This is a genomic window from Bradyrhizobium sp. 27S5 (assembly GCF_037217225.1).
In the GTDB taxonomy this organism is placed as follows: Bacteria; Pseudomonadota; Alphaproteobacteria; order Rhizobiales; family Xanthobacteraceae; genus Bradyrhizobium; species Bradyrhizobium septentrionale.
Map to the genome: position 1 here is coordinate 2,135,752 of NZ_CP147714.1, position 23,182 is coordinate 2,158,933.

Below are 23,182 nucleotides of genomic sequence, written 5' to 3' on the forward strand. Positions count from 1 at the left end.
TCATCCTGAGGTGCGAGCGTTTGCGAGCCTCGAAGGATGACGATCGCATATTGTGGCCCATCCTTCGAGACGCCGCGCGAACGCGCGGCTCCTCAGGATGACGCCAAGATACCCTACGCCACGTTCTGGTCGAGGATATCAACCGCGCCCTGCAGGTCGACCGAGACCAGCTGCGAGACGCCGCGCTCGGCCATGGTGACGCCGAACAGCCGGTTCATCCGCGCCATCGTGATCGGGTTGTGCGTGATGATGATGAAGCGCGTCTCGGTCGAAGCGGTCATCTCGTTCAGCAGGGTGCAGAACCGTTCGACGTTGTGGTCGTCGAGCGGCGCGTCGACTTCGTCCAGCACGCAGATCGGCGACGGGTTGGTGAGGAACACCGCGAAGATCAGCGCGAGCGCCGTCAGCGCCTGCTCGCCGCCCGACAGCAGCGACAGCGTCTGCGGCTTCTTGCCGGGCGGCTTGGCGATGATCTCGAGACCGGCTTCGAGCGGATCGTCGCTCTCGATCAGATGCAGCGCCGCCTCGCCGCCGCCGAACAGCTCGGTGAACAGCCGCTTGAAGTGAGCGTTGACGGTCTCGAACGAGGTCAGCAGGCGCTCGCGGGCTTCGCGGTTGAGGCTCTGGATGCCCTGCCGCAGCCGCTTGATCGCCTCGACCAGGTCGTCGCGCTCGGTGGTCAGCGCGGTGTGCTGGGTCTCGACTTCCTTCAGCTCTTCCTCGGCGCGCAGATTGACGGCACCGAGCCGCTCCCGGTCGCGGCGCAGCTTTTCGAGCTCCTCCTCGACCTGGGCGACCGGCGGCAGCTCCGCGCCGGGCTCGATCTCTGCCATGCCGACGACCGCGCTCGGCTCGACCTCGAGCATGTCGTGGATCTCGCGCTCGATGTCGGCGAGGCGGCGGCGGGTGCCTTCCATGCGCTCTTCCGCGCGCGCGGTGGCTTCACGGGATGACGACAGCGCTTCGAGCGAGGCCTTGGCGAGGCGATCGGTTTCCGCCATCGCGGCCTCCGCAGTCGCCAGCGCATCGGCGGCGATCCGGCGATCACCCTCGGCGTGCTCGATCTCCGTGATCAGCGCGCTGCGCTTCTCGGCGAACACTTCCGGCGCGTTGGCCAGTTCCTCGCGCTCGATCGACACTTCGGCGATGCGCGCCTCGATGGTCTCGACCTGTGAGGAGGCGCTGGTCTTGCGGTTCTGCCACTCGCTGCGCTCGGCAAGGATCGCCTGCACGCGGCGGTCGGCGAGCTCGGCCTCGCGGGCGAGCGCCTGCGCCTCGGCGCGAACTTGCGCAGCGGCACGGCGTTGATTGTCGATCTCGGAACGAACCGCAGCGAGCTGGGCCTCGGTCTCGACGCCCGGCGGAAGTTCGGCGAGCGCAGCAGCAGCGCTCTCATGCGCGGCTTCGGCCTCAGCGCGGTCGGCGGCGACGCGGCTGTGCGCCTCGGTCAGCGCCGATTTGCGGGCGGCATGGCGGTTGATCTCGCGCTCGGTCGCGGCATGGCGTTCGCGCGCGGCATCAGTCTCGCGGCGGGCGGCACGCACGGCTTCACGGGAGGCACCCTCGGCGGCGGACGCCGACCGCAGTTCCTCTTCGGCAGTCTCCAGCGCCTGGCGCTTGGCGGCGGCATCGATGCGGGCCTGTTCCAGCTCGTGCTCGATGTCGACCAGGCGCGCTCGTTCGGCGAGACGGCGCGCCGCGCCGGTCGGGGCATGCGCGTCGGCGACGAAGCCGTCCCAGCGCCAGACGTCGCCTTCGAGCGACACCAGCCGCTGGCCGGTCTTGAGCTGCGACACCAGTGCGGCGCCGCGGTCCTTCGCCACCACGCCGATCTGGGCGAGACGGCGCGCCAGTTCCGGCGGCGCCTGCACGTGATCGGCCAGCCGCTCGACGCCGTCGGGCAGGGCAGGGTCGCCGGCGGCTTCACCGACATTGGTCCAGCGCATCGGCGCGGACGAATCCACGGGCGCGTCGAGGTCGTCGCCAAGCACGGCGCCGATCGCCTTCTCATAGCCCTTGGCGACGGTGATGCCGTCGATGATCGGCGGCCACAGATTCTTGGTCTCGCTGGTGACGAGCTTGGAGATGGTACGGGCTTCGGTCTCAAGCCGCTGCACGCGCTTCTCGGCTTCGGCAAGCGGATTGCGGGAGGCTTCCAGCGTTTGCCGCGCGGCAGCGTGATGCGCCTCGCTGGATTGCACCGCGGCCTCGGATTCGGCGAGCGCCTGCTGTGCCATCTCCATGGCGGCGGCGAGCGCGTCGATGTCGCCGAGATTGCCGGTCTCCTGCGCGAGCTTGGTTTCCTCGGCCTGAACGTTGGCGATTTCGTGATCGAGCCGCGCCAAGCGGTCGCGATGCGTGCGGACGCCGGCCTCGAGCTGGTTGCGCTTGGCGGTGAGGTCGGCGAGCTGCGTGGTCAGCTCGGAGAACTGGCGCTCGGTCGCAGCCAGGATCTCCTCGGCCTCGGAGACGCGCTCGTCGACGCCAGAGCGCTTCTCGACCCGCGACTTGATCTCTTCCTTCAGCTCAGCGTCTTCGGTGTCGAGCCGCTGCAGCGCGACGTCGGCATCCGAGGTCTGCTGCTGCTCGCGCGCGATGTCCTGGGCGAACTGGGTGAGACGGCGATCGAGCTCGCCGACGCGCTCCTTGGCGCGCTGCTCCTCGCGGTCGAGCATCTCGCGCGCATTGGTCAGGCGCTGCAGGCCGGCGGCGGCGCGAGCCTCGGCATCGCGCAGCGCCGGCAATTCGGCGGCGCGGATCGCCTGGATGCGGGCGGATTCGGCCTGCTCGCGGGTGCGCTCGGCCATCTCGCGCACGGACAGATCATGGTTATGCGCGGCGTCGTTGACGTCGGCATTGGCCTCGATCCAGCGCAGATGGAACAGCATGGCCTCGGACTTGCGCACCTTGGCCGCGACCTCGCGGTAGCGGATCGCCTGGCGCGCCTGCTTCTTCAGGCCTTCCATCTGGCCGCTGAGCTGGCCGATCACGTCCTCGACGCGGGTGAGGTTGGTTTCGGCCGCCTTGAGCCGCAGTTCCGCCTCGTGACGGCGGGCATGCAGGCCAGCAACGCCCGCGGCGTCTTCCAGCACGCGGCGGCGCTGCTCGGGCTTGGCCTGGATGATCTCGCCGATCTTGCCTTGGTGGACCAGCGCCGGCGAACGCGCGCCGGTGGCGGCGTCGGCGAACAGGATCTGCACGTCGCGGGCACGCACGTCGCGGCCGTTGATGCGGTAGACCGAGCCGGCCTCGCGCTCGATGCGGCGGGAGATTTCGAGCAGCTGGCTGTCGTTCACCGCGGCCGGCGCCGAGCGATCGGAATTGTCGATCGTCATCACGACTTCGGCGTGATTGCGCGCCGGACGGTTGCCGGAACCGGCGAAGATCACCGCATCCATGTCGGCCGCGCGCAGCGACTTGTGCGAGGTCTCGCCCATCGCCCAGCGCAGCGCTTCGACGAGATTGGATTTGCCGCAGCCGTTCGGTCCGACGACGCCGGTCAGGCCCGGCTCGATCATGAAATCGGTGGGTTCAACGAACGACTTGAAACCGTGCAGGCGGAGGCGCGTGAGCTTCATGTACACAAATCTCGTTTGGCCGGGCGCGAATCTCCCTGCCGTGACAGTACCATGGAAGGCAGTGTCGTGTTTGGGGCGAATAGCTGCGTGCAGCTCTCATGAGCGGCGACAATGGCGATGCCCGTGCGTCAGGGCAACCGCTTGACCTAGCTTTTCCCAAGGGATTTGCAGGGTTTTATGACCTCTGCATGTCCTGGAAGATTCGCATCACGCGAATCAGGTTTTCAACAAGCAAATATTGCGACGGCCGCGCGCCGTGATCGCAAATCATCCACAATTATCGTGCCCGGCGCGATGCGGGCACGAACGACGTCAGGTTTGTCGACTCGCGATCAGCTCTTCAGCAGTGGATCGATGCGCTTGCTGAACTCCTCGAACGAGGTCTCGCCCTTCACCATCTCGCCATTGACGAAGAAGGTCGGCGTCGAGTTCACCTTCAGCACTTCGTTGGCGTATTTCTGGTCGGCGGCGATCTTGTCGAGCAGCTTCTGATCCTTCAGGCAGTCCTCGACCTGCTGCTGGCTGAGGCCGGCCTGCTTGCCGATCCGCGTCAGCGTCTCGGTGGTGTTCTTGACTACCCAGTCGTTCTGCTGACGGAACAGCAGGTCGATCACGGCAAAGAACTTCGGCGCGTCGTCCTTGGCGATGCAGCGTGCCAGCATCGAGCCGGCGGCGGCCTTGATGTCGAGCGGGAATTCGCGGAACACGTAGCGGACCTTGCCGGAGTCGATGTAGGTCGACTTGATCTGCGGGAACACGGTCTCGTTGAAATTGGCGCAATGCGGGCAGGTCATCGAGGCGTATTCGACGATCGTCACCTTGGCGCCCTGCGGGCCGAGCCCCATGTCCGGCAGCGACTGCGGCTTGGCGACCTCTGCAGCGGTCTGCGCGAACGCCTCCGTGATCAGGCGCAGCGGCGACAGGCCGGCGAGCCCGGTCAGCGAGAGAGCGGTGGTGAAAGCGCGGCGCGTGATGATCAAGGTCAGCTCCCGGATTGGCGCATTCTCGCCAGCATGAAGGGGTCCCGAAAAGAAGCCTTCGCTAGCTTGAAACGACCATTGTGGCAATGCCGGGGTCTCGCGGCCGACCCCGCGAAAAGCGTCAATTTCGCTTGATCGTGGCACCCAGCCGGGCCAGCGCCGCGCGCAGATCGTCGTCCTCGACGGCGGCGAGGTTTGCCGCCTCCCGGGCCACGGTTTTGGGGTCGGGCGGGCGCGGCCGGGTGGGGCGGCTGCGGCGCGAAAGCGGCGCCTGCCGGATGGTCAGGCGGCCCACCGCATGCCAGCCGAAGAAGCGGTTCACCCGTTCCAGGATGACATCGGAGGAATGCTGGATCTCCAGCGCCATCGGTCCTTCGACCCGCAGCACCAGCGTCGCCGGCTCCTGCGGCTGCCCCTCCACCGGCCGCGGCCACTGCATCTTCAGCGGCTCGCAATAGGCCGCGATCCGCTCGCCCGCGATTTCGGTCCAGCGCGTCACCAGTTCGCGCGCGGCGAAGCCCTGCTTGGCATAGGCGTCGTTGAAGACGTCGCTGAGCAGGATCGACAGGGGTTTTGCGCTGATCGGACCGGGTTTTGCCATGGGAGGGGTTATAGCAGTGGAGCCGATGCGGCTGAAACCGTGTTCATCATTATGGCGGCGTTTCCGTCCCGGAGGAAGAAAGACGTGGATGCCCGGGTCAAGCCCGGGCATGACTTGGAGATATCTGTCTTAAAGTAACGCCATGAGCTCTCGCGCGGCCGCCAAGACCAAATTGACCGACCAGCAGGCCGACCGCCCGGCACGGCTGCTGGCCTGGTATGACCGGCATCGCCGCAAGCTGCCGTGGCGCGCGGCGGCAGGGGAGCAGGCTGATCCATACCGTGTGTGGCTGTCGGAGATCATGCTGCAGCAGACCACGGTGCGGGCGGTCGGACCTTATTTCGAAAAGTTCCTGTCGCGCTGGCCTGATGTGACGGCGCTCGGCCGCGCCTCGCTCGACGACGTCCTGAGGATGTGGGCCGGGCTCGGCTATTATTCGCGCGCGCGCAACCTGCATGCCTGCGCGGTCGCGGTGCTCAATGACCATGGTGGGGTGTTTCCGGACACCGAGGACGGCCTGCGCGCGCTGCCCGGCGTCGGGCCCTACACCGCCGCGGCGATCGCCGCGATCGCGTTCGACCGCCGCACCATGCCGGTGGACGGCAATATCGAGCGGGTGGTGTCGCGGCTCTACGCCGTCGAGGCGGCGCTGCCGCAGGCCAAGCCGCTGATCCAGCAAATGGCCGCGACGTTGCTCGGCCCGTCTCGCGCCGGCGACAGCGCGCAGGCCCTGATGGACCTCGGTGCCACGATCTGTACGCCGAAGAAGCCGGCCTGTGCGCTGTGTCCCCTGAACGACGATTGCGCGGCCCGCGTCCGCGGCGACCAGGAAAGCTTCCCGCGCAAGGCGCCGAAGAAGAGCGGCACCTTGCGCCGCGGCGCCGCCTTCGTGGTGACGCGGGGCGGCGAACTCCTGGTGCGCTCGCGCCCGGAGAAGGGCCTGCTCGGCGGCATGACCGAGGTGCCGGGGTCGCAATGGCTTGCCGGGCAGGAGGATGCGGCCGCGCTCACGCAGGCGCCGGAACTCAAGGGCGTCACGCGCTGGCACCGCAAGGCCGGTGTCGTCACCCACGTCTTCACGCACTTTCCGCTCGAGCTCGTGGTCTATACCGCCAGCGTTCCGCCGCGGACCCGCGCGCCGGAGGGCATGCGCTGGGTGCCGGTCGCGACCCTGGATGGCGAGGCGTTCCCCAATGTGATGCGCAAGGTCATCACGCACGGGCTGGATCTCTAGAAGATGACGGCCTGCTGACACCATGCTGGCAGCAGGGCTTCGCTATCACCTCCGGCACACGGAGGCCGCCATGATCGCAACCGCACTCGACCGCATCCCGATGCCGCCAGTCGCAAAACTGCTGGGGTGGCGCGTGGTTGACGCGCGTCCGCAGGAGGGCTGGATCAGGATCGTGTTCGACGGCAAGCAGGAGTTCTGCAATCCGGCCGGCTTCATCCAGGGCGGTATGCTCTCGGCGATGCTCGACGACACGATGGGACCTGCGGTGTTCGTGATGACCGAGGGCAGGCTGTTCACCACCACCATCACGATGAATGTGAATTTCCTGGCGCCCGCAAAGCCCGGGCCGATCACCGGCGAGGCCACCGTGACGCAGCTCGGCAAAACCATCGCCTTCGTCGAGGGCCGGCTGACTGCCGCCGACGGCACGCTGCTCGCTACGGCGACGAGCAGCATCCGCCTGGTGGAGGCGGCGCGGGCGCTGCGGTAGCGCCGCGCGCACCACTGTTGGAGCCGTCACCCTGAGGTGCGAGCAGAGCGAGCCTCGAAGGGGCGACGGCCACTGGCGTTCCGCGCTCTCCAGCGACAACGGCAAAGCCGTTGCGCGGGCATGACGGGGATAGGCCTCGCGTTCAGCCCGTCCGCTGCACGATCGGCGGCTTGGCGTTCAGCCCTTCGACCTGGAAGCCGGCGACGCGCTTGTAGTTGGCGGCGATGTCTTCCAGCTCCTGCTGCGACAGCACGTCGGTGACGACCTTGAAGCCATCGGGCGCGCGCTCCTCGACCAGCTGCATCACCTGCTCCGGCCCGTTGCGGCGGTTCAGCATTACGAGATCCGTTGTCGCCGGCCGCCGCTCGGCCTCATAGGCACTGAGCGCAGCCTGCGTCGCGCCATGCGCCAAAATCTCGCGCGTCAGCACGCGCGCATCCAAAATCGCCTGCGACGCGCCATTGGAGCCGATCGGGTACATCGGATGCGCGGCGTCGCCCATCAGCGTGACGCGGCCGAAGGTCCATTGCGCGATCGGATCGCGGTCGACCAGCGGATATTCATAGGCGTGCGGGCAGTTGCGGATCAGGCCCGGCACGTCGAGCCAGTCGAAATTCCAGCTCTCGAACCACGGCAGGAACTCATCGAGCTTGGCGGTGCGGTTATAATCCTCGCGGCGCCACTGATAGGTCGGCGGCATGTGCCGCTCGGCGACCCAGTTGATGTCGAACTTGCCGTCGGCGCCGGCCTGCTTCGAGATCGGGTAGCAGACGAATTTCAGGATCTCGTGGCCGGCCATGATCATGGTACGGCCGGTCAGGAAAGCGTCGCCGCGGGTGATGCCGCGCCACAGGATGCGGCCGTTCCAGATCGGCGGTCCTTCCTGCGGATAGAGCTTTTCGCGCACCGCCGAATGGATGCCGTCGGCGGCGATCAGCACCACGCCGTCGAAGCTGCCGGCGGGCTTGCCGGTGGCGCGGTCGATGAAATCGGCGCGCACGCCATCCGCGGTCTCGGTCCAGCCGGTGAGGTGATGGCTGGTCAGGATGTTTTCACGTCCCAGCCGTTCGGTCGCGGCGTCGAGCAGCAACTGTTGCAGCCGGCCGCGATGGATCGAGAATTGCGGCCATTTGTAGCCGGCCTCGAGCCCGCGCGGCTCGCTCCAGATCGGCTTGCCGTGCTTGGAGAAATAGGCGAGCTCGCGGGTCCGCACCGCCGATGCGTCGAGCACGTCGTGCAGGCCGAGCTCGATCAATTCGCGCACCGCATGCGGCAGCACGTTGATGCCGACGCCGAGCGGCCGCAGTTCGGGCACGCTCTCGAACACGCGACAGGGAACGCCGATCTGGTGCAGGCTGAGCGCCAAGGTCAGCCCGCCAATTCCGCCACCTGCAATGAGGACAGTCATGAAAATCCCCTCTCGATCGGCATGGTCATCGCACGGCGGCCCCGCTGCGGGCAAGCTCCGCGGTACCGCGGGGTGGACGGCAGGGGGAGGTGCCGCTAACGTCCGCCGCATCTGATAAAAAGGGCCGGGTTCAGAGCGAACCGACAAGGCCCGGAGAGGACATCGACATGCTCAAGCTCTATTTCGCGCCCGGCACCTGCGCGCTCGCCTCCCACATCGCCCTGGCCGAGGCCGGCGCGCCCTACACGACCGAGAAGCTCGACTTCAAGATCAACCAGCAGAACAGCCCGGAGTATCTCAAGATCAATCCGAAGGGCCGGGTGCCGACGCTCGTCACCGAGCGCGGCGTGTTGACCGAGACGCCGGCGATGCTCGCCTACATCGCGCAGACTTATCCGCGGGCGAAGCTCGCGCCGCTCGACGACGCCTTCGAGTTCGCGAAGCTCCAGTCCTTCAATTCCTATCTCTGCTCGACGGTGCATATCTGCCACGCCCACAAGATGCGCGGTGCGCGCTGGGCGACGCAGGAGACTTCGTTCACCGACATGAAGGCGATGATCCCGAAGACCATGGGCGCCTGCTTCAATTTGATCGAGCGCGACATGCTGAAGGGCCCGTGGGTGATGGGCGAGAACTACAGTGTCGGCGACGCCTATCTCTACACGCTGACCCTCTGGCTCGATGGCGACGGCGTCGACATCGCGACCCTGCCCAAGGTGAAGGCGCATCGCGCCGCAATGGAGAGCCGCCCGGCGGTGCAGAAGGTGCTCGCCGAGCAGAAGGCATAGGGCCAAAAATTCGGTGTCGTACCGGCTTCCGCCGGGACGACGCGGGGAAACAGCGGGCGCTTACCCCGCCCTCCCTTTCTCCAACTCCCGTCCCGTCTCCAGCATCAGCCTCCGCAGCCACAGCGAGCCCGGGTCCATTTGGGCCCGCGTCGGATAGAACATGTGCTGCTCGTCGATCCCGGGATCGAGCGGCGGCGTCACCGTCACCAGCGACAATTGTTTCGACAGCGCGGCGATCAGCCGGCGCGGAACGAAGGCGACGAGGTCGGTGCGCGCGGTGACGTGCAGCGCCTCGATATAGCCCGGCACCACCAGTGCGATCCGCCGCTCGATGCCCTTGGCGCGCAGCCAGGTGTCGATCAGATCCTCATTCTGGCCGCGGATGATCACGGCGACATGCCGCGCGGCGAGAAACGTCTCGCGCTTATTCAAATTGGTGCCGCGGGATGGCCGCGCCGCACCGCGAGCGCATCGCTGTCGGTGTAGAGCCGCTGGCGGTGAAAGCCTTTGAAGGCGTCGCCGATCGAGATCACGAGATCGATGGTGCGGGCGAACTCCGGCGTGAAGATCGCAGGTCCCCGCCACGGCACCACATCGATCGTGACGTTCGGCGCCAGCCGGGTCACCTTCTCCATCAGCGGCGGCATCAAGAGCTCGACCGCGAGGTCGGGCATCATCAGGCGGAAATGCCGTTCGCTGCGCGCCGCGTCGAAATCGTCGGAGACGAACAGCGTGCGCACCTGGTCGAGCGCCTGTGCCAGCGGCGAACGCAGCGCCTGCGCCCGCGGCGTGAGCTCCATCCGCGCGCCGTTGCGCACCAGGAGCGGATCGCCGATCAGGTCGCGCAGCCGCTGCGGCGCGTGGCTGGTCGCCGGCTGCGACAAATTGAGCCGCATCGCTGCACGGCTGACATTGGCTTCGCGCAGCAGCGCGTCGAGCGCGACCAGGAGATTGAGGTCCAGCGAATTCAAATTCATCAAGTGAATATACATCATAGCAGCTATCGATTGGAAGAATGCGCGCCGGTGCCGCAGGGTGGGAAGCAAGCGTTTTCGAGCGAAGTGGGTACCGGTTCGCGTGAAGAAAACGCGTCAAATCAGAGCAACCCATCGCAAGGAGACGCGCCATGAGCGCAGCCGACAACAAGAAACTGGTGCAGGAGATGTTCGTGATCGCGGGCAGTCCAGATCCGGCGGTGCGCGAGAATTCGCTGTTCATGGCGATGCTCGCCGACGACGCGATCTGGACCGTGACCGGGCAATATTCCTGGTCGCGCACCTTCACCGGCAAGCCATCGATCATGAATGACCTGCACGGCCATGTCCGCTCGAAACTGGTCGAGCGCGGCCGCACCGTCGCCCATCGCATCATCGCCGACGGCGACATCGTCGTGGTCGAGGCCAAGGGCAACAACCTCACCAAGCAAGGTCAGCGCTACGACAATGATTATTGCCTGGTGTTCCGCTTCGACGGCGGCCGGATCAAGGAGGTGCGGGAATATTGCGACTCGGTTCTGACCGAGAAGGCGCTCGGCGCGTTTCCGGCATAGAGCGTTTTCGAGCGAAGTGGACGCCGATTCGCGTGAAGAAAACGCGTCAAGACAAAAAGCTGGAGCTTCGGTTCTGATTCAATCAGAACCGAAGCTCTAGCCGCGCGCGGCACAAACGAGAACGGCGCCCGTGAGGGCGCCGTTCTGTTGTCGATGGCCGGTCGGCTCACGCCACCTTGGTCGTCATGTGCTTGAACATGTTGCGGCGGGCTTCGTCGTCCATCTCGGCCTTGAAGGTGAATTGGTCCTTCAGCGCGATCGCCCGCGCGGCCGCGGGACGCGCCGAGATCTCGTCGACCAGGCGCTTGACATGCGGGTAGTTCGCATAGGCGCCGTCACCGAGCTTGAAGGGCACCATCCGCGCCCAGCCCCACAGCGCCATGTCGACGATCGAGTAGCTGTCGCCCGCCATGTAGCGGCGGCCCGCGAGATGGCCGTCGAGGATCTTGTAGTGGCGGTCGGTCTCGTACTGGTAGCGGTTATGGGCGTAATCGTGGTTCTGGTCCTTCGGCGCAAAATGCTTGAAGTGCACGGCCTGCCCCGAATACGGCCCGACGCCGGTTGCGATGAACATCAGCCAGGACAGCAATTCGGCGCGGTTGGTCGGCAGGAATTTGCCGGTCTTCTCGGCGAGATAGAGCAGGATGGCATTGGAATCGAACACCGTCGTCCCGTTGTCGTCGATCGCCGGCACCTTGGCGTTCGGGTTGATCTTCAAATAGTCCGGCGTGAACTGGTCGCCCTTGCGGGTGTCGACCGCGATCGGCTCGAACGGCAGTCCGGACTCCTCGAGAAAGAGCGCGACCTTGGTCGGGTTCGGCGAGCCGTTGAAATAGAATTTGAGCATGAAAGGGGTCTCCTTTGGGGTGTGACCGGCACGCAGCCTGCGAGGACCGCGGACGGCCCCTCATGCGCAAATTTCACCGCGCTTCGCAACCGACGAGTTTGTGAGGCAGCTGCGCGCGGCGCGCCGGTCAGCCGAACCAGCAGAAGCCGACGATGCCCGCTGCGACCAGGGCTGCGCCCGCGATCTCCAGCACGACGGCGGAGCGCATCGCGGCGTGCAGGTGAGAGAGCTGGGTCGCGCGCTCGGAGCCGCGAGCATAGCCGTGGACGATGACCTCCTGGTTGAACTCGCCATGCGCCTCGAGCCCGAGCGTCAGCCCGACAGAGACCAGCAGGATGCCGAAAATGATCAGGCCGAAAGATCCGAGCAGGCCGATCAGCAGCATCGGAAACATGCTGAGCAGGAAGACCGGCAGCAGCGGCACCAGCAGCAATGTCTCGGATTGTCTTCGCATCGGACGACCAATCGAAACGGCAAGTGACTGACACAAATGTAGGCCCGCCGCTGCGGCGTCACAAGGTGGCCGCGTTCAAGACGACGTCATCTTTCTCCACTCGTCATTCCGGGGCGCCGCAACGCGGCGAGCCCGGAATCCATCAGGCCGCCGCTGATGTGGTCCGATGGATTCCGGGCTCTCGCTTCGCGAGCCCCGGAATGACGGGAGAAAATCGTTTTGGATTGCGGCGGGGCGCTCAGGAACCGTAGCAACCATTAGCTCTTTCGGTTGTGTGCGATTGAATTGTCCGATCGCCGTTGATGCTGACGCCGTGCTCGCGGCCATCAAGGCGTGGCCTGTTGAGGGTGAGGATGTGGTGGCATTTGAGCGACGGCCATCCTTGACGGCCGCTGTGCGCGACGTCCTGGTGACGGCAGGTCGGGACGAAGAAACGGCGCCCCGGTCGAACAAAGAAACGCTTCAGGCTGCTGGAACAGCTGACATGTCAGCTTGCCAAGGGGTGCCTCGGGCCACTACGGCGTTGATGAAGACGAGCAGCTTCCTGGCGCAGGCGATTAGCGCGCGCTTGTGACCCTTACCGGCGGCGATCAGTCGCTTGTAAAGGGCGATGAGCTGCGGATTCCAGCGGAACGACGCCGCCAGCGCTGCAGCATAGAGCGCCTCTCGCAGGCGCTTGCGTCCACCGATGATGTGACGAGCGCCAATATGCTCTCCGCTGTCGTCATCATAAGGCGCAAGGCCCGCAAGAGCTGCGGCCTGCTCGCGGCTGATTTGGCCGATCTCCGGCATGCGCACCAGAATGGCGACCGCAGTCGGCAGCCCGGCCCCGCCGACGCTGTAGATCAGATCGAGCCGGGCAGCGAGATCGTGATGTTCGCGGATCGCTGCCACCAAAGCCTTGAACTCGACGCGTTCGCGCTTGGCCAGGCGGACGATATCTTCCTTCCAGAGCTTTTGGATACGCGCATCGCGACAGCTCTCGAGCCGGTTCTTGAACCGCGTGATATCCTCTCCGATCTGATCGATCAGTGTCAGCTGCCCGGCCAAGGGCGATAATCTTGCGTCAGGGGCCGGGTGGATCTTGTTGACCGCAGCGGCGCAGGCGGCGATCAGAGCCGCGTCGATCCGATCGTTCTTGGCACGTTGCCCGCGGTATTTGGCATAGGCACGCACTTGCGCCGGCTGGAACACCACGACGACAAACCGCATGCGCCGTAACTCGGCGACGACGGCTTGCTCATAGCCACCGCTCGCCTCGATCCCAACCCGCTTGACCTTGCGCCGCCCAAGCCACTCCAGCAGCGCCTTGTGACCTTCTGCCGTGTTCTCCACCTGCAGCTGCTCCGAGTTGCCGTCGAGCGCCACGTCGAGCTTGCGCTTGCCGGTATCGATCCCGGCACAGATTGTGGTACGCTTGGCCATCTTCCTCGACCCTCCCTTGTGATGCGAACCTAAAGTTCGTTCAACCATGCGGGTCCCGATGAAGTGCCGATCGCGATCTTGCTACGAACGACAGCCCTCAAGGCTTCGATGGGTAACGATCCGATCGATCAGCGGCCCAGCCCGGGCGGCTACCCGAGCTGGGCCATTCCTCACGGAACGAGGCCAGTCTAACCCAGCGCGCTAATACAAGGATGGGTGGAGCGAAGCGATACCCATCATTCGTGCCGCGGATCCGAGGTGATGGGTTTCGCTTCCGCCTTCGCTCTTCGAGCTACGGCGGACAAGTCGCTCTACGCATCCTACGACGCCGCAATCGCGAAAGGATCGCGGGCTCAGCCCGCCGCCATCCCGGAGCGGATCTCGGCGCGTAGCTCGTCGATCAGCCTGAGCCCGGTCTTGGTCTCGACGTGCCAGAAGGTCCAGCCGTTGCAGGCGCCGGAGCCCTGCGCGACCGCGCCGATGCGGTGGATCGAGCCGACCTTGTCGCCGAGCATGATGGCGCCGTCGGCGCGCACCAGGGCGCCATGGCGCTTCTTGGCGTCGACCAACTTGGCGCCGGGCACGATCATGCCGCGCTCGATCAGTTCGGAGAATGCGACGCGGGGCGCCTCGCGCGCGGTCATGAACGGCGCCAGCGTTGCTTCCGGCAGCGGTTCGATCGCGGCGATCCGCGCTTCGGCGGCGGCCGCATAGGTCTTGTCGCGCTCGAAGCCGATATAGCTACGGCCGAGCCGCTTGGCGACGGCGCCGGTGGTGCCGGTGCCGTTGAATGGATCGATCACGAGATCGCCGGGCTTCGACGACGACAGCAGCACGCGGGCGAGCAGCTGCTCCGGCTTCTGCGTCGGGTGCACCTTCTTGCCGTCATCGCCCTTGAGGCGCTCCTCGCCGGTGCACAGCGGGATCAGCCAGTCGGAGCGCGCCTGCACGTCCTCGTTGGACGCCTTCAGCGCTTCATAGTTGAAGGTGTAGCCCTTGGCCTTCTCGTCGCGCGCGGCCCAGATCATGGTCTCGTGCGCATTGGTGAAGCGGCGGCCGCGGAAGTTAGGCATCGGATTCGACTTGCGCCACACGATGTCGTTCAGCAGCCAGAAGCCGAGGTCCTGCATGATGGCGCCGACGCGGAAGATGTTGTGATAGGAGCCGATCACCCACAGCGTCGCCGACGGCTTCATCACGCGGCGGCAGGCCAGGAGCCAGGCGCGGGTGAAATCGTCATAGGCGGCGAACGACGAGAACTTGTCCCAGTCGTCGTTGACGGCATCGACATGCGACTCATCGGGGCGCTTGAGATCGCCCTTGAGCTGCAGATTGTAGGGAGGATCTGCGAACACCAGATCGACCGAGCCGGACGGAAGCTTCGACAATTCGGCGACGCAATCGCCAATGACGATTCGGCTCGACGGGGCATTCTCAAATTTAGTGCGGGGCGCCCTTGCAGACGCCCCGCGACGCGACACTACCATGACTCAAGAACTCTGACTCAGGCGACGCTGTCGGCGACGCGGGACTAAACAACCGACTGGCGCCACATTGACCCGGCAAAGTAAAAATCGACTTAATTGGAAATCTTCATGCAAAAGATTGCAGCATCTTTCGAACGCTGTGGCGCAATGCCATCAGCGTTGTGCTGCAACATCAGCGCGTTCTGCGAAAAAATTTGCGGATCATCAAACCGGCACGATTCGACCGGTAAATTGCCCGCTGCCTGCGGCCGTTCGCACTGCAAACGATGCGCGTCTTGGACTAGGCAATTTTTGCCGGGCAGGATATTGATTAACAGAATGGAAATTTTAGGTTGGAGTGTCCCGCATTGGGGCGCCGACTGGATAAAGGGAAACCGCCATGCGCTACGATGATTTCCGCCGCAGCGATGACATCGAAGACCGTCGCGACGACAGCGGAGGAGGCGGCGGAGGTGGCGGCTTCGGGATTCCAATGGGCGGCGGCGGGCTCGGCATCGGCACTGTCATCGTGCTCGGGCTGCTCGGCTACGCCTTCGGCATCGATCCGCGCATCCTGATCGGCGGCGCCGAGATTCTCACCGGCGGCGGCCAGGCGCCGACCTATCAGACCGACCGGCAGTCGTCCGGCGCGCAGACCAAGCGCGGCGCGCCGACCGACGAGATGGGCAGCATGATCGCCGGCATCCTCGGTGAAATCGACGATCGCTGGAGCGAGATCTTCCAGGCCTCGGGCCAGACCTACACCGGTCCGAAGATCGTGCTGTTCCGCAACGCCACCAATGGCGGCCGCTGCGGCATGGCGCAGTCGGCGATGGGGCCGTTCTACTGCCCGCCGGACAAGACCATCTTCCTCGACACCGGCTTCTTCCGCGAGGTCGAGACCCGCTTCCGCGGCTGCTCGGGCAACGCCTGCAAGTTCACCGCGGCCTATATCATCGCGCATGAGGCCGGCCACCACATCCAGAACCTGCTCGGCATTATCCCGCGCGTGAACCGGCTGCAGCAGCAGGCCGGCAGCAAGGCCGAGGCCAACGCGTTGCAGGTCAAGGTCGAGTTGCAGGCCGATTGTCTCGCCGGCGTCTGGGTCAATCGCGAGGAGAAGAAGCGGCCGGGCTTCCTTGAAGCCGGCGACATCGACGCCGCGCTGACCACCGCGAATGCGATCGGCGACGACACGCTGCAACGGCAGGCGACGGGCAGGGTGGTGCCTGACTCCTTCACCCACGGCTCCGCCGCGCAGCGCAAGCAATGGTTCATGACCGGCTACCAGCAGGGCACCGTGCAGGCCTGCAACACGTTTGGCGGCGGGTAGCCTTGATGCTCTCGTGCCCCGGATGCTGTGCAGCATGAAATGCTGCGCTGCTGTTCCGGGGCCTGCCGCAAAGCAAGATGGGTTCCGGCTCTGCGGTGCAGCGCTGATGCTGCACCGCGTCCGGGACACGAAGGTGATCGACATGTCCTCAATCGACGAATCCAAATCATTCATCCCGCTCAACATCGCGGTGCTGACGATTTCCGACAGCCGCACGCTGGCGGATGACAAGTCGGGCACCACGCTCGCCGATCGGTTGACCGCGGCCGGCCACAAGCTCGCGGCACGCGAGATCGTCACCGACGATGTCGAAGCGATCAGGGCGGTGATCCGGCGCTGGATCGCGGATGACGGCGTCGATGCCGTCATCACCACCGGCGGCACCGGCTTCACCGGCCGCGACGTGACGCCTGAGGCGGTCGAGCCGCTGTTCGAGAAGCGGATGGACGGTTTTTCGATCGCCTTCCACATGCTGAGCCACGCCAAGATCGGCGCCTCGACGATCCAGAGCCGCGCCACCGCCGGCGTGGCCGGCGCGACCTTCATCTTCTGCTTGCCCGGCTCGCCCGGCGCCTGCCGCGACGGCTGGGACGGCATTCTGTCCGCACAGCTCGACTACCGCACGCGGCCCTGCAATTTCGTCGAGATCATGCCGCGGCTGGACGAACATCTGCGCCGTCCGAAGGCGAAGGGGGCGAGCGCGTAGCGAATCTCCTCGTCATTCCAGGGCGCGCGAAGCGCGAACCCGGAATCTCGCGCCGCATCTTCGAGATTCCGGGTTCATCGCTGACGCGATGCCCCGGAATGACGGGGTCACAAATCCAGCTCCCAGGTCTCGCCGACCAGGTCGACGCCAAAGCTGTGGTGCTTCTCTTCCTTCACCCGCTGGAAGCCGGCGCGGACGTAGATGCTGCGCGCGGCGAGCAGGATGCTCTGGGTCCACAGCGTCATCCTTGTGTAGCCCATCTCACGTGCAGAGCGGATGCATTGCTCGACCAGCGCGCCGCCGACGCCGAGCCCGCGCGCTTTCTCCTCCACCAGCAGCAGCCGCAGCTTGGCGAGGCCGTCGCCGCCGTTGACCAGGAAGACCGAGCCGACCGGCTCGCCGTCGACCTCCGCGATCCAGCAATGCTCGCGAGCCGGATCGAACGATCGCAGGAATTGCGCACAGATCTCGGCTACCAATGCCTCGTAGCTGATGTCCCAGCCATATTCCTCCGCGTAGGCGCGTCCCTGTCGCGAGATCACCCAGCCGATGTCGCCGACGCGATGGCTGCGCAGCAGGAAGCCGGCCGGCTTTTCGGCCGGCGGCTCCAGCGACTGCTCGATCGTGCCCATCGCGCGCACCACGGCGGCGCGGCGGTCGCCGTCGATCTGCTTCAGCAGCGCCCCGACCTCGTTGCGCGAGCGGCGGTCGAGGTCCGCGGCAGCAGTGCGGCCCTTGGCGGTCAGCGCCACCTCATTGACGCGCTTGTCGGCCTTCGACGGCTTGCGCGTCACGATCTGGCGGCGCTGCAGCGCAGCCAGCGTGCGGCTGACGAAGCCGGCATCGAGGTCGAGCTCGCGCACCAGATCGGTCGCGGTGCAGTTCTCGCGATGCGCGAGCTCGTAGATGATCCGCGCTTCCTGCAGCGTGAACGGGGAGTGCAGCAGCTTCGGCTCGATGATGCCGAGCTTGCGGGTGTAGAACCGGCTGAAGCCGCGGATCGCGGCGACCTGGCTCTCGAGGGTCGTGTCATGGGAATTTGATTTCATCAAACATATTATTTGATGGAATCAAATAAATGGCAAGGCCGATTTGCACGGCCGGTCAGGGCATCTCGAAGCTCACCGCGGGTCGGAAACCCTACGCCACCATGATCCGGCTGCGCAGCATGGTGCGGGAGGAGCGGCCGAGCCGGCGCAGCAACCGTGCCTCGGAGCGTCGGGCGTCCGGCCGGTAGCCGCCGATCCGCTCGTAATGGTCGCGCGCGATCAGAAGGCCCTGTTCGGCCGAAGGGCCCACGATCATCCGGGCGACGAATTTGATGCCGTCGCGCAGGCCGGGGTCGGTGTAGGGCGCGCGGGCGTAGCGGAAGATGCCGGCGCGGTCCTTGCCGCTTGCCGCCACCATCTGGATGAACTGGGTGGTCTCCTCGATCCAGCCGGCGTCGAGCACCGCGCCCGGATGCAGGAACATCAGCCACGGCGAGCGCGCCTGCTTTGCACCGGCGGCAAGTGCCGCGGCGCGCGTGCCTTCAAACCGCAGGAAACCGCAGCCCGCAATGTCGGCAACCCGCTCCATCACATCGCTGTTGGTGCGGTCGACCAGCAGCACCTCGCGGATGACGCCGGCGGCTGCGCCGGGCACCAGCGCCGCCAATGTCGCGACCGCGGTGCGCTCGACGCCGTCGGTTGGAATGATCACGCTCAGCATGATTTGAGGCTTCGGTGGCCCAAGCGGTTGAAAAACTCCGGCCGTGTTATCACCTTGTCATATTCAAAGCAGCCTGTTCGCCTGCAGAATTTTACGCCATCAGTTTGTGGATTTTCTCAGGTGATGTTCTTGATTTGTTCTCAGGCTGTGTTAGCTTCACAGCATGAGCCGAGCATCCTCTCATGCCCTCAAGCACCCGCCGGTAACGGCGCCCTCCGATAACCCGGCGGGTGCACCCACCCCTTTTCCTGAGGTCGCGATCGAGCGCGAGCGGCGGCGCGGCCGCGGCGCACAGTCCAATGCGAGCGGTCGCTACGAGGCCGAGGCGCGGACAGCCTTCGACGACGGCTGGCAGAGCCTCGACGACCTGCCGCCGTTCCAGACCAGCGTGGCGCTCGACACCTCGCGCAAGGTGATCACCCGCAACGACTCGCCCGACATCGGCTTCGACCGCTCGATCAATCCCTATCGCGGCTGCGAGCATGGTTGTGTCTATTGCTTCGCGCGGCCGACCCACGCCTATCTCGGCCTCTCGCCGGGGCTGGACTTCGAATCCAAGCTGTTCGCCAAGCCGGACGCGCCCGCGCTGCTCGAGAAGGAGCTCGCGGCGCCGGACTACGAGGCGCGGATGATCGCGATCGGCACCAACACCGATCCCTATCAACCGATCGAGCGCGAGCGGAAAATCATGCGCGGCATTCTCGAGGTGCTGGAACGCGCCGGCCATCCGGTCGGCATCGTCACCAAGTCGGCGCTGGTGACCCGCGACATCGATATTCTGGCGCGGATGGCCAAGCGCAATCTCGCCAAGGTCGCGCTGTCGGTGACGACGCTCGACCCAAAACTCGCCCGCACCATGGAGCCGCGCGCGTCGACGCCGCCGAAGCGGCTCGAAGCGATCAAGCGGCTTGCCGACGCCGGCATCCCGACCACTGTGATGGTCGCGCCCGTGATCCCGGCGCTGAACGATTCCGAGATCGAGCGCATCCTCGATGCCGCCGTGCATGCCGGCGCCAAGGAGGCGAGCTACGTGCTGCTGCGGCTGCCGCTCGAGGTCCGCGATCTCTTTCGCGAATGGCTGATGGCGAACTATCCCGACCGCTACCGCCACGTCTTCACGCTGATCCGCGACATGCGCGGCGGCCGCGATTACGACTCGCAATGGGGCACGCGGATGAAGGGCACCGGCCCGATGGCCTGGATGATCGGCCGTCGCTTCGAGATCGCCTGCGAAAAGCTCGGCCTCAACAAGCGGCGCACCAAGCTGACCACCGATCATTTTGCCAAGCCGAAGCGCAACGGCGAGCAGTTGAGCTTGTTCTAGATGAGGTCCGTAGCCCGGATGAAGCGCAGCGCAATCCGGGACGCTTCGTCCGCGGCCAAACTTTACCAGATTGCGCTACGCTCCATCCGGGCTACGAAGAAGTAACCAAGGGCGTCATTGCGAGCGAAGCGAAGCAATCCATCTTTCTGCATATGCGGAGCGATGGATTGCTTCGTCGCTTCGCTCCTCGCAATGACGGGAAAGGTAAACATGAGTAACGCGCCCGCCGCCCCGACCCCACGCTTCACCGTCCTCACGCTTGGCGTCAGCGACATGCGCGCCAGCATCGCCTTCTATGAATCGCTCGGCTTCACCAGGAAGATGCGCGTGACCGGCGAGGAGGTCGCCTTCTTTGACACCGGCGGCACTGTGCTCGGGCTGTTCCCGTGGCATCTGCTCGCCGCCGATGCCGGGCTGCCCGATCAGCCGCGGCCTTCAGCGTTCCGCGGCGTTGCGATCGCCTGGAACTGCAACGACGATGCCGAGGTCGATTGTGTGATGGCGTTCGCGCTGTCGAAGGGCGGCAAATTGCTGAACCCCGCGCAGCCCACCAGCTATGGCGGCTACTGCGGCTATTTCGCCGATCCCGACGGCCATGCCTGGGAAGTGGTGCGCGCGCCGGGGTTTGAGGTGCTCGATAACAGGCGCGTGTCGATTCCCGACTAAAGCCGGCCGGATTGAATTGCGGGGAAGGGCGCCAGGTTCCCGGTTGCGCCGCGGGGCTGGCTTGATCACCATCCCCGCATGATTCGGGACAAATCCAAGAGCACGTCGAAGAAGGCGCCGGCCAAGTCAGCCAAGCCGGAGAAGCGCATCGTGACGCGGCCGAGCTTCCGGCGCGAGCGGACGCTGATCAAGCGCGGTGTCTGGCCGGTCGCCGGCTGCGACGAGGCCGGGCGCGGTCCGCTGGCAGGTCCCGTCGTCGCCGCCGCCGTGGTGTTGGACCCCGATCGCGTTCCAAAAGGCCTCGACGATTCGAAGCGGCTGACCGCCGAGCGGCGCGAGGAACTGTTCGAGGAGATTTGCGCCACCGCCGCGTTCTCAGTCGCGGTGGCGTCGCCGGCGCGAATCGACCGCGACAACATCCTGCGCGCCTCGCTGTGGGCGCTTGCGCGCGCGGTGCATGCGCTGCCGGAAATGCCAAAACACGTCTTCGTCGACGGTCGCGACAAGCTCGCCACGCCCTGCGAGTGCGACGCCGTGATCGGCGGCGACGGCATCGTGGCCTCGATCGCGGCGGCCTCGATCATCGCCAAGGTGACGCGCGACCGCCTGATGTGTGCGCTGGCGCTGGACTGCCCCGGCTACGGGTTCGAGCAGCACAAGGGCTATGGCGTGCCCGAGCACCTCGAGGCGCTGGACCGGCTCGGGCCCACCACCCATCACCGCAGCTTCTTCGCCCCCGTCGTCGCCGCGCGGCTGAAGCATTTTCCGGTCCCGGCCGAGCCCGACCTGTTCACAGTGGACGCGACAAGCGAAGCCGCGTCAGCTGCTGCTTAGCGCGCGACTGCGCCAACCCACCCAACGCTGTCATCGCCCGGCTCGACCGGGCGATCCAGTATTCCAGAGGCAGCTGTGCTTGAGCCCAACCGCCGCGGCGTACTGGATGCCCCGCCTTCGCGGGGCATGACACCTGAGTTTGACTTTGCAGCGCTGGCCCACCAACGCCGGTTGCCTCCACCGCCGCCGCCCGTTATCAAAACCACCGGGATCAGATGGCGCCGCTGACGGGTGGCTGGGGCATTTCAGGCGTTTCATGCGGTTTACCTCCCTGGTTGTCGAACTGATTCGCGCCCGGCCGCGCCTCGTGGTCTGGGTGGTGGTGCTGGTGCAGGCCGCGATCTGGCTGTTGCTGCCGCTGATCTTCTACGGCAGCCCGCCCGGCAATCTCGCCGCCATCCTCGCCTTCGGCCGCGAATATCAGGTCGGCACCGACATGGGGCCGCCGCTGGCGTTCTGGCTCGCCGACATCGCCTTCCGTGCCGCCGGCAATCATGTGTTCGGCGTCTATCTCCTGGCGCAGGCCTGCGAGATCGCCACCTTCATCGCGTTCTACCAGCTGGCGCGTGCCATCGTCGGTGGCCCGCAGGGCGTGCTGGCGGTGCTGCTGTCGATGACGGTCGTGGTGTTCTCCTCGCCGAGCGTCGAGTTCGGCCCGCTGATCCTGGCGCGTCCGCTCTGGGCGCTGCTGCTGCTGCACTCCTGGCAGCTGATCGGCCAGAACCGGCGTGCCGCCTGGTTCGCCTGGTCGATCGATTGCGGCCTGTTGCTGCTGACGACGCCGGCGGCCCTCGGCATGATCCTGCTCGTGATCGGCTTCGCCCTTGCAACCGAGCGCGGGCGGCGCGCGCTCAAGGCGGTCGATCCGCTCTATGCGGTGCTGGTCATCATCGTGCTGGCGCTGCCTTATCTGATCTGGCTGATCCGCGCCGACGTGCTGGCGCTGCCGGCCTTGCCCGCGCTCGCCGATGTCAAGGCGCGCGCGCTGCACTGGGGCGTCGTGCTCGGCGGGCTGATCGTGGCGACCGCCGCAATCGCACTGCTGGCGATCCTCAATTCGCGCTGGTTCGCCCGCGAGGCCGAGGACGCGCCGATCATCTATCGTCCGTCGGTCAGTCCGCTGGCGCAGCAGTTCGTCTATTTCTTCGCCTTCGCGCCGGCGATTGCGGGCAGCTTCGTCTCAGGCCTGTTCGATCTCGATCGCGCCTTCGGCGGCGCCGGCGTCGCGCTGCTGATGTCGGGGCTCGCCGTCGTCGTCGCGACCGGTGATCTCATTCCGCTCAGGCGGCAACGGCTGTTGCGCTCGGTCTGGGCGTTCGCGGTCGCGGCGCCGGCGGCCGTGGCGCTGGCGGCGGCGCTGTTCCTGCCCTGGACCAGCACCACCGAGGTGCCGACCTCGCTGCCGGCAGCCGCGATGGGCCGCTTCTTCGACGACAGCTATGAGCGCCGCACCAACCAGCGCCTGCGCGCGGTGGCCGGCGACCCTGAAATCGCCAGCCTGGTTGCGATGAACGGCCGCCGTCCGCATCTACTGCTTGACGCCGCGCCGCAGCGGACGCCGTGGCTGTCGATCCCGAAGTTCAACGAGACCGGCGGCGTCGTGGTCTGGCGCGCGCAGGACACCGCCGGCACGCCGCCGCCCGAACTCGCGCAGCGCTTTCCCGGCCTGGTGCCGGAAGTGCCGCGCTCGTTCGACCGGCTGGTCAATGGGCGGCAGCCGGTGCTGCGGATCGGCTGGGCGATCGTGCGGCCGAAGTAGTGTGAGATCTGTAAGGTGGGTAGAGCGAAG

Annotated in this window: 20 protein-coding genes and 1 pseudogene; 10 read left to right on the forward strand and 11 right to left on the reverse strand. The window is 66.0% G+C overall.

Going from position 1 to position 23,182, the window contains the following annotated elements:
- Positions 1-113 precede the first annotated feature (113 nt).
- The 3 genes from smc to WDM24_RS10120 all read right to left on the reverse strand — a co-directional run bounded on the left by smc (position 114) and on the right by WDM24_RS10120 (position 5,159).
- The gene (gene smc / locus WDM24_RS10110; RefSeq protein WP_338831071.1) at positions 114-3,578 is read right to left on the reverse strand and encodes a chromosome segregation protein SMC; all 3,465 of its coding nucleotides are present in this window, start codon (positions 3,576-3,578) and stop codon (positions 114-116) included.
- Positions 3,579-3,910: 332 nt separating this feature from the next.
- Positions 3,911-4,558: a DsbA family protein gene (locus WDM24_RS10115; RefSeq protein ID WP_338831072.1), complete on the reverse strand. Its 648-nt coding sequence runs from the start codon at positions 4,556-4,558 to the stop codon at positions 3,911-3,913.
- 121 nt (positions 4,559-4,679) lie between these two features.
- On the reverse strand, positions 4,680-5,159 hold the full coding sequence (locus WDM24_RS10120) for a DUF721 domain-containing protein (protein ID WP_338831073.1): 480 nt from the start codon (positions 5,157-5,159) through the stop codon (positions 4,680-4,682).
- Between the two features lie 142 nt (positions 5,160-5,301).
- Here WDM24_RS10120 and mutY point away from each other — a divergent pair, with 142 nt between their 5' ends.
- Positions 5,302-6,393 (forward strand): A/G-specific adenine glycosylase, encoded by a 1,092-nt coding sequence (gene mutY / locus WDM24_RS10125; RefSeq protein ID WP_338697270.1) that lies wholly within the window; start codon positions 5,302-5,304, stop codon positions 6,391-6,393.
- A gap of 70 nt (positions 6,394-6,463) precedes the next feature.
- Positions 6,464-6,883, forward strand: coding sequence for a PaaI family thioesterase (locus WDM24_RS10130; protein ID WP_166298710.1), 420 nt, complete (start codon positions 6,464-6,466; stop codon positions 6,881-6,883).
- A 142-nt stretch (positions 6,884-7,025) separates the two neighbouring features.
- Here WDM24_RS10130 and WDM24_RS10135 read toward each other — a convergent pair whose 3' ends face one another.
- Positions 7,026-8,291, reverse strand: coding sequence for a flavin-dependent oxidoreductase (locus WDM24_RS10135; protein WP_338831074.1), 1,266 nt, complete (start codon positions 8,289-8,291; stop codon positions 7,026-7,028).
- A gap of 167 nt (positions 8,292-8,458) precedes the next feature.
- Between WDM24_RS10135 and WDM24_RS10140 the strand changes: the two genes are divergently transcribed.
- A complete protein-coding gene (locus tag WDM24_RS10140; protein WP_338831075.1) occupies positions 8,459-9,079 on the forward strand; it encodes a glutathione S-transferase family protein in 621 nt (206 codons plus the stop codon).
- A 60-nt stretch (positions 9,080-9,139) separates the two neighbouring features.
- On the opposite strand, the pseudogene WDM24_RS10145 reads toward WDM24_RS10140, so the two are convergent.
- Positions 9,140-10,056 (reverse strand): annotated as a pseudogene (locus tag WDM24_RS10145) (LysR family transcriptional regulator).
- A 149-nt stretch (positions 10,057-10,205) separates the two neighbouring features.
- Between WDM24_RS10145 and WDM24_RS10150 the strand changes: the two are divergent.
- Positions 10,206-10,628: a nuclear transport factor 2 family protein gene (locus WDM24_RS10150; protein WP_338831076.1), complete on the forward strand. Its 423-nt coding sequence runs from the start codon at positions 10,206-10,208 to the stop codon at positions 10,626-10,628.
- 166 nt (positions 10,629-10,794) lie between these two features.
- Here the strand turns inward: WDM24_RS10150 and WDM24_RS10155 are convergent, their stop codons facing one another.
- From WDM24_RS10155 to WDM24_RS10170, 4 genes are all read right to left on the reverse strand, one after another.
- Positions 10,795-11,475 carry a glutathione S-transferase family protein gene (locus WDM24_RS10155; RefSeq protein ID WP_338831077.1) on the reverse strand — a complete coding sequence of 227 codons (681 nt, stop codon included), beginning with the start codon at positions 11,473-11,475 and terminating at the stop codon, positions 10,795-10,797.
- 127 nt (positions 11,476-11,602) lie between these two features.
- On the reverse strand, positions 11,603-11,929 hold the full coding sequence (locus tag WDM24_RS10160) for a hypothetical protein (protein WP_338831078.1): 327 nt from the start codon (positions 11,927-11,929) through the stop codon (positions 11,603-11,605).
- A gap of 462 nt (positions 11,930-12,391) precedes the next feature.
- Positions 12,392-13,354, reverse strand: coding sequence for an IS110 family transposase (locus WDM24_RS10165; RefSeq protein WP_338829190.1), 963 nt, complete (start codon positions 13,352-13,354; stop codon positions 12,392-12,394).
- A 353-nt stretch (positions 13,355-13,707) separates the two neighbouring features.
- Positions 13,708-14,841, reverse strand: a complete 1,134-nt coding sequence (locus tag WDM24_RS10170; RefSeq protein ID WP_338831079.1) for a site-specific DNA-methyltransferase — start codon at positions 14,839-14,841, stop codon at positions 13,708-13,710.
- A 379-nt stretch (positions 14,842-15,220) separates the two neighbouring features.
- Here WDM24_RS10170 and ypfJ point away from each other — a divergent pair, with 379 nt between their 5' ends.
- Together ypfJ and moaB are read left to right on the forward strand one after the other, a co-directional pair.
- A complete protein-coding gene (gene ypfJ, locus WDM24_RS10175) occupies positions 15,221-16,153 on the forward strand; it encodes a KPN_02809 family neutral zinc metallopeptidase (protein ID WP_166298704.1) in 933 nt (310 codons plus the stop codon).
- A gap of 142 nt (positions 16,154-16,295) precedes the next feature.
- Positions 16,296-16,859, forward strand: a complete 564-nt coding sequence (gene moaB / locus WDM24_RS10180) for a molybdenum cofactor biosynthesis protein B (RefSeq protein ID WP_338697283.1) — start codon at positions 16,296-16,298, stop codon at positions 16,857-16,859.
- 107 nt (positions 16,860-16,966) lie between these two features.
- Here moaB and WDM24_RS10185 read toward each other — a convergent pair whose 3' ends face one another.
- Both WDM24_RS10185 and WDM24_RS10190 read right to left on the reverse strand, forming a co-directional pair.
- Positions 16,967-17,908, reverse strand: coding sequence for a helix-turn-helix domain-containing GNAT family N-acetyltransferase (locus WDM24_RS10185; protein ID WP_338831080.1), 942 nt, complete (start codon positions 17,906-17,908; stop codon positions 16,967-16,969).
- A gap of 91 nt (positions 17,909-17,999) precedes the next feature.
- Complete coding sequence (locus tag WDM24_RS10190; RefSeq protein ID WP_029083742.1) at positions 18,000-18,569, reverse strand: glycosyl transferase; 570 nt, start codon at positions 18,567-18,569, stop codon at positions 18,000-18,002.
- 163 nt (positions 18,570-18,732) lie between these two features.
- Here WDM24_RS10190 and WDM24_RS10195 point away from each other — a divergent pair, with 163 nt between their 5' ends.
- The 4 genes from WDM24_RS10195 (at position 18,733) to WDM24_RS10210 (ending at position 23,152) form a co-directional block, all read left to right on the forward strand.
- Entirely contained in the window at positions 18,733-19,893 is a 1,161-nt protein-coding gene (locus tag WDM24_RS10195; RefSeq protein WP_338831082.1) for a PA0069 family radical SAM protein, read from the forward strand.
- A 210-nt stretch (positions 19,894-20,103) separates the two neighbouring features.
- Positions 20,104-20,559: a VOC family protein gene (locus WDM24_RS10200; RefSeq protein ID WP_166298699.1), complete on the forward strand. Its 456-nt coding sequence runs from the start codon at positions 20,104-20,106 to the stop codon at positions 20,557-20,559.
- A 78-nt stretch (positions 20,560-20,637) separates the two neighbouring features.
- The gene (locus WDM24_RS10205; protein ID WP_166298698.1) at positions 20,638-21,393 is read left to right on the forward strand and encodes a ribonuclease HII; all 756 of its coding nucleotides are present in this window, start codon (positions 20,638-20,640) and stop codon (positions 21,391-21,393) included.
- 256 nt (positions 21,394-21,649) lie between these two features.
- Positions 21,650-23,152, forward strand: coding sequence for a glycosyltransferase family 39 protein (locus WDM24_RS10210; RefSeq protein ID WP_338831083.1), 1,503 nt, complete (start codon positions 21,650-21,652; stop codon positions 23,150-23,152).
- Positions 23,153-23,182 lie beyond the last annotated feature (30 nt).

Bases quoted from the DNA above. Each gene is read 5' to 3' on its own strand.
- WDM24_RS10200 (WP_166298699.1), top strand. From the start codon at position 20,104: ATGAGTAACGCGCCCGCCGCCCCGACCCCACGCTTCACCGTCCTCACG.
- WDM24_RS10210 (WP_338831083.1), top strand. From the start codon at position 21,650: ATGCGGTTTACCTCCCTGGTTGTCGAACTGATTCGCGCCCGGCCGCGC.
- WDM24_RS10140 (WP_338831075.1), top strand. From the start codon at position 8,459: ATGCTCAAGCTCTATTTCGCGCCCGGCACCTGCGCGCTCGCCTCCCAC.
- WDM24_RS10155 (WP_338831077.1), bottom strand. From the start codon at position 11,475: ATGCTCAAATTCTATTTCAACGGCTCGCCGAACCCGACCAAGGTCGCG.
- moaB (WP_338697283.1), top strand. From the start codon at position 16,296: ATGTCCTCAATCGACGAATCCAAATCATTCATCCCGCTCAACATCGCG.
- WDM24_RS10195 (WP_338831082.1), top strand. From the start codon at position 18,733: ATGAGCCGAGCATCCTCTCATGCCCTCAAGCACCCGCCGGTAACGGCG.
- WDM24_RS10150 (WP_338831076.1), top strand. From the start codon at position 10,206: ATGAGCGCAGCCGACAACAAGAAACTGGTGCAGGAGATGTTCGTGATC.
- ypfJ (WP_166298704.1), top strand. From the start codon at position 15,221: ATGCGCTACGATGATTTCCGCCGCAGCGATGACATCGAAGACCGTCGC.
- WDM24_RS10120 (WP_338831073.1), bottom strand. From the start codon at position 5,159: ATGGCAAAACCCGGTCCGATCAGCGCAAAACCCCTGTCGATCCTGCTC.
- WDM24_RS10135 (WP_338831074.1), bottom strand. From the start codon at position 8,291: ATGACTGTCCTCATTGCAGGTGGCGGAATTGGCGGGCTGACCTTGGCG.
- mutY (WP_338697270.1), top strand. From the start codon at position 5,302: ATGAGCTCTCGCGCGGCCGCCAAGACCAAATTGACCGACCAGCAGGCC.
- WDM24_RS10165 (WP_338829190.1), bottom strand. From the start codon at position 13,354: ATGGCCAAGCGTACCACAATCTGTGCCGGGATCGATACCGGCAAGCGC.
- WDM24_RS10170 (WP_338831079.1), bottom strand. From the start codon at position 14,841: ATGGTAGTGTCGCGTCGCGGGGCGTCTGCAAGGGCGCCCCGCACTAAA.
- WDM24_RS10190 (WP_029083742.1), bottom strand. From the start codon at position 18,569: ATGCTGAGCGTGATCATTCCAACCGACGGCGTCGAGCGCACCGCGGTC.
- smc (WP_338831071.1), bottom strand. From the start codon at position 3,578: ATGAAGCTCACGCGCCTCCGCCTGCACGGTTTCAAGTCGTTCGTTGAA.
- WDM24_RS10185 (WP_338831080.1), bottom strand. From the start codon at position 17,908: ATGAAATCAAATTCCCATGACACGACCCTCGAGAGCCAGGTCGCCGCG.
- WDM24_RS10160 (WP_338831078.1), bottom strand. From the start codon at position 11,929: ATGCGAAGACAATCCGAGACATTGCTGCTGGTGCCGCTGCTGCCGGTC.
- WDM24_RS10205 (WP_166298698.1), top strand. From the start codon at position 20,638: ATGATTCGGGACAAATCCAAGAGCACGTCGAAGAAGGCGCCGGCCAAG.
- WDM24_RS10130 (WP_166298710.1), top strand. From the start codon at position 6,464: ATGATCGCAACCGCACTCGACCGCATCCCGATGCCGCCAGTCGCAAAA.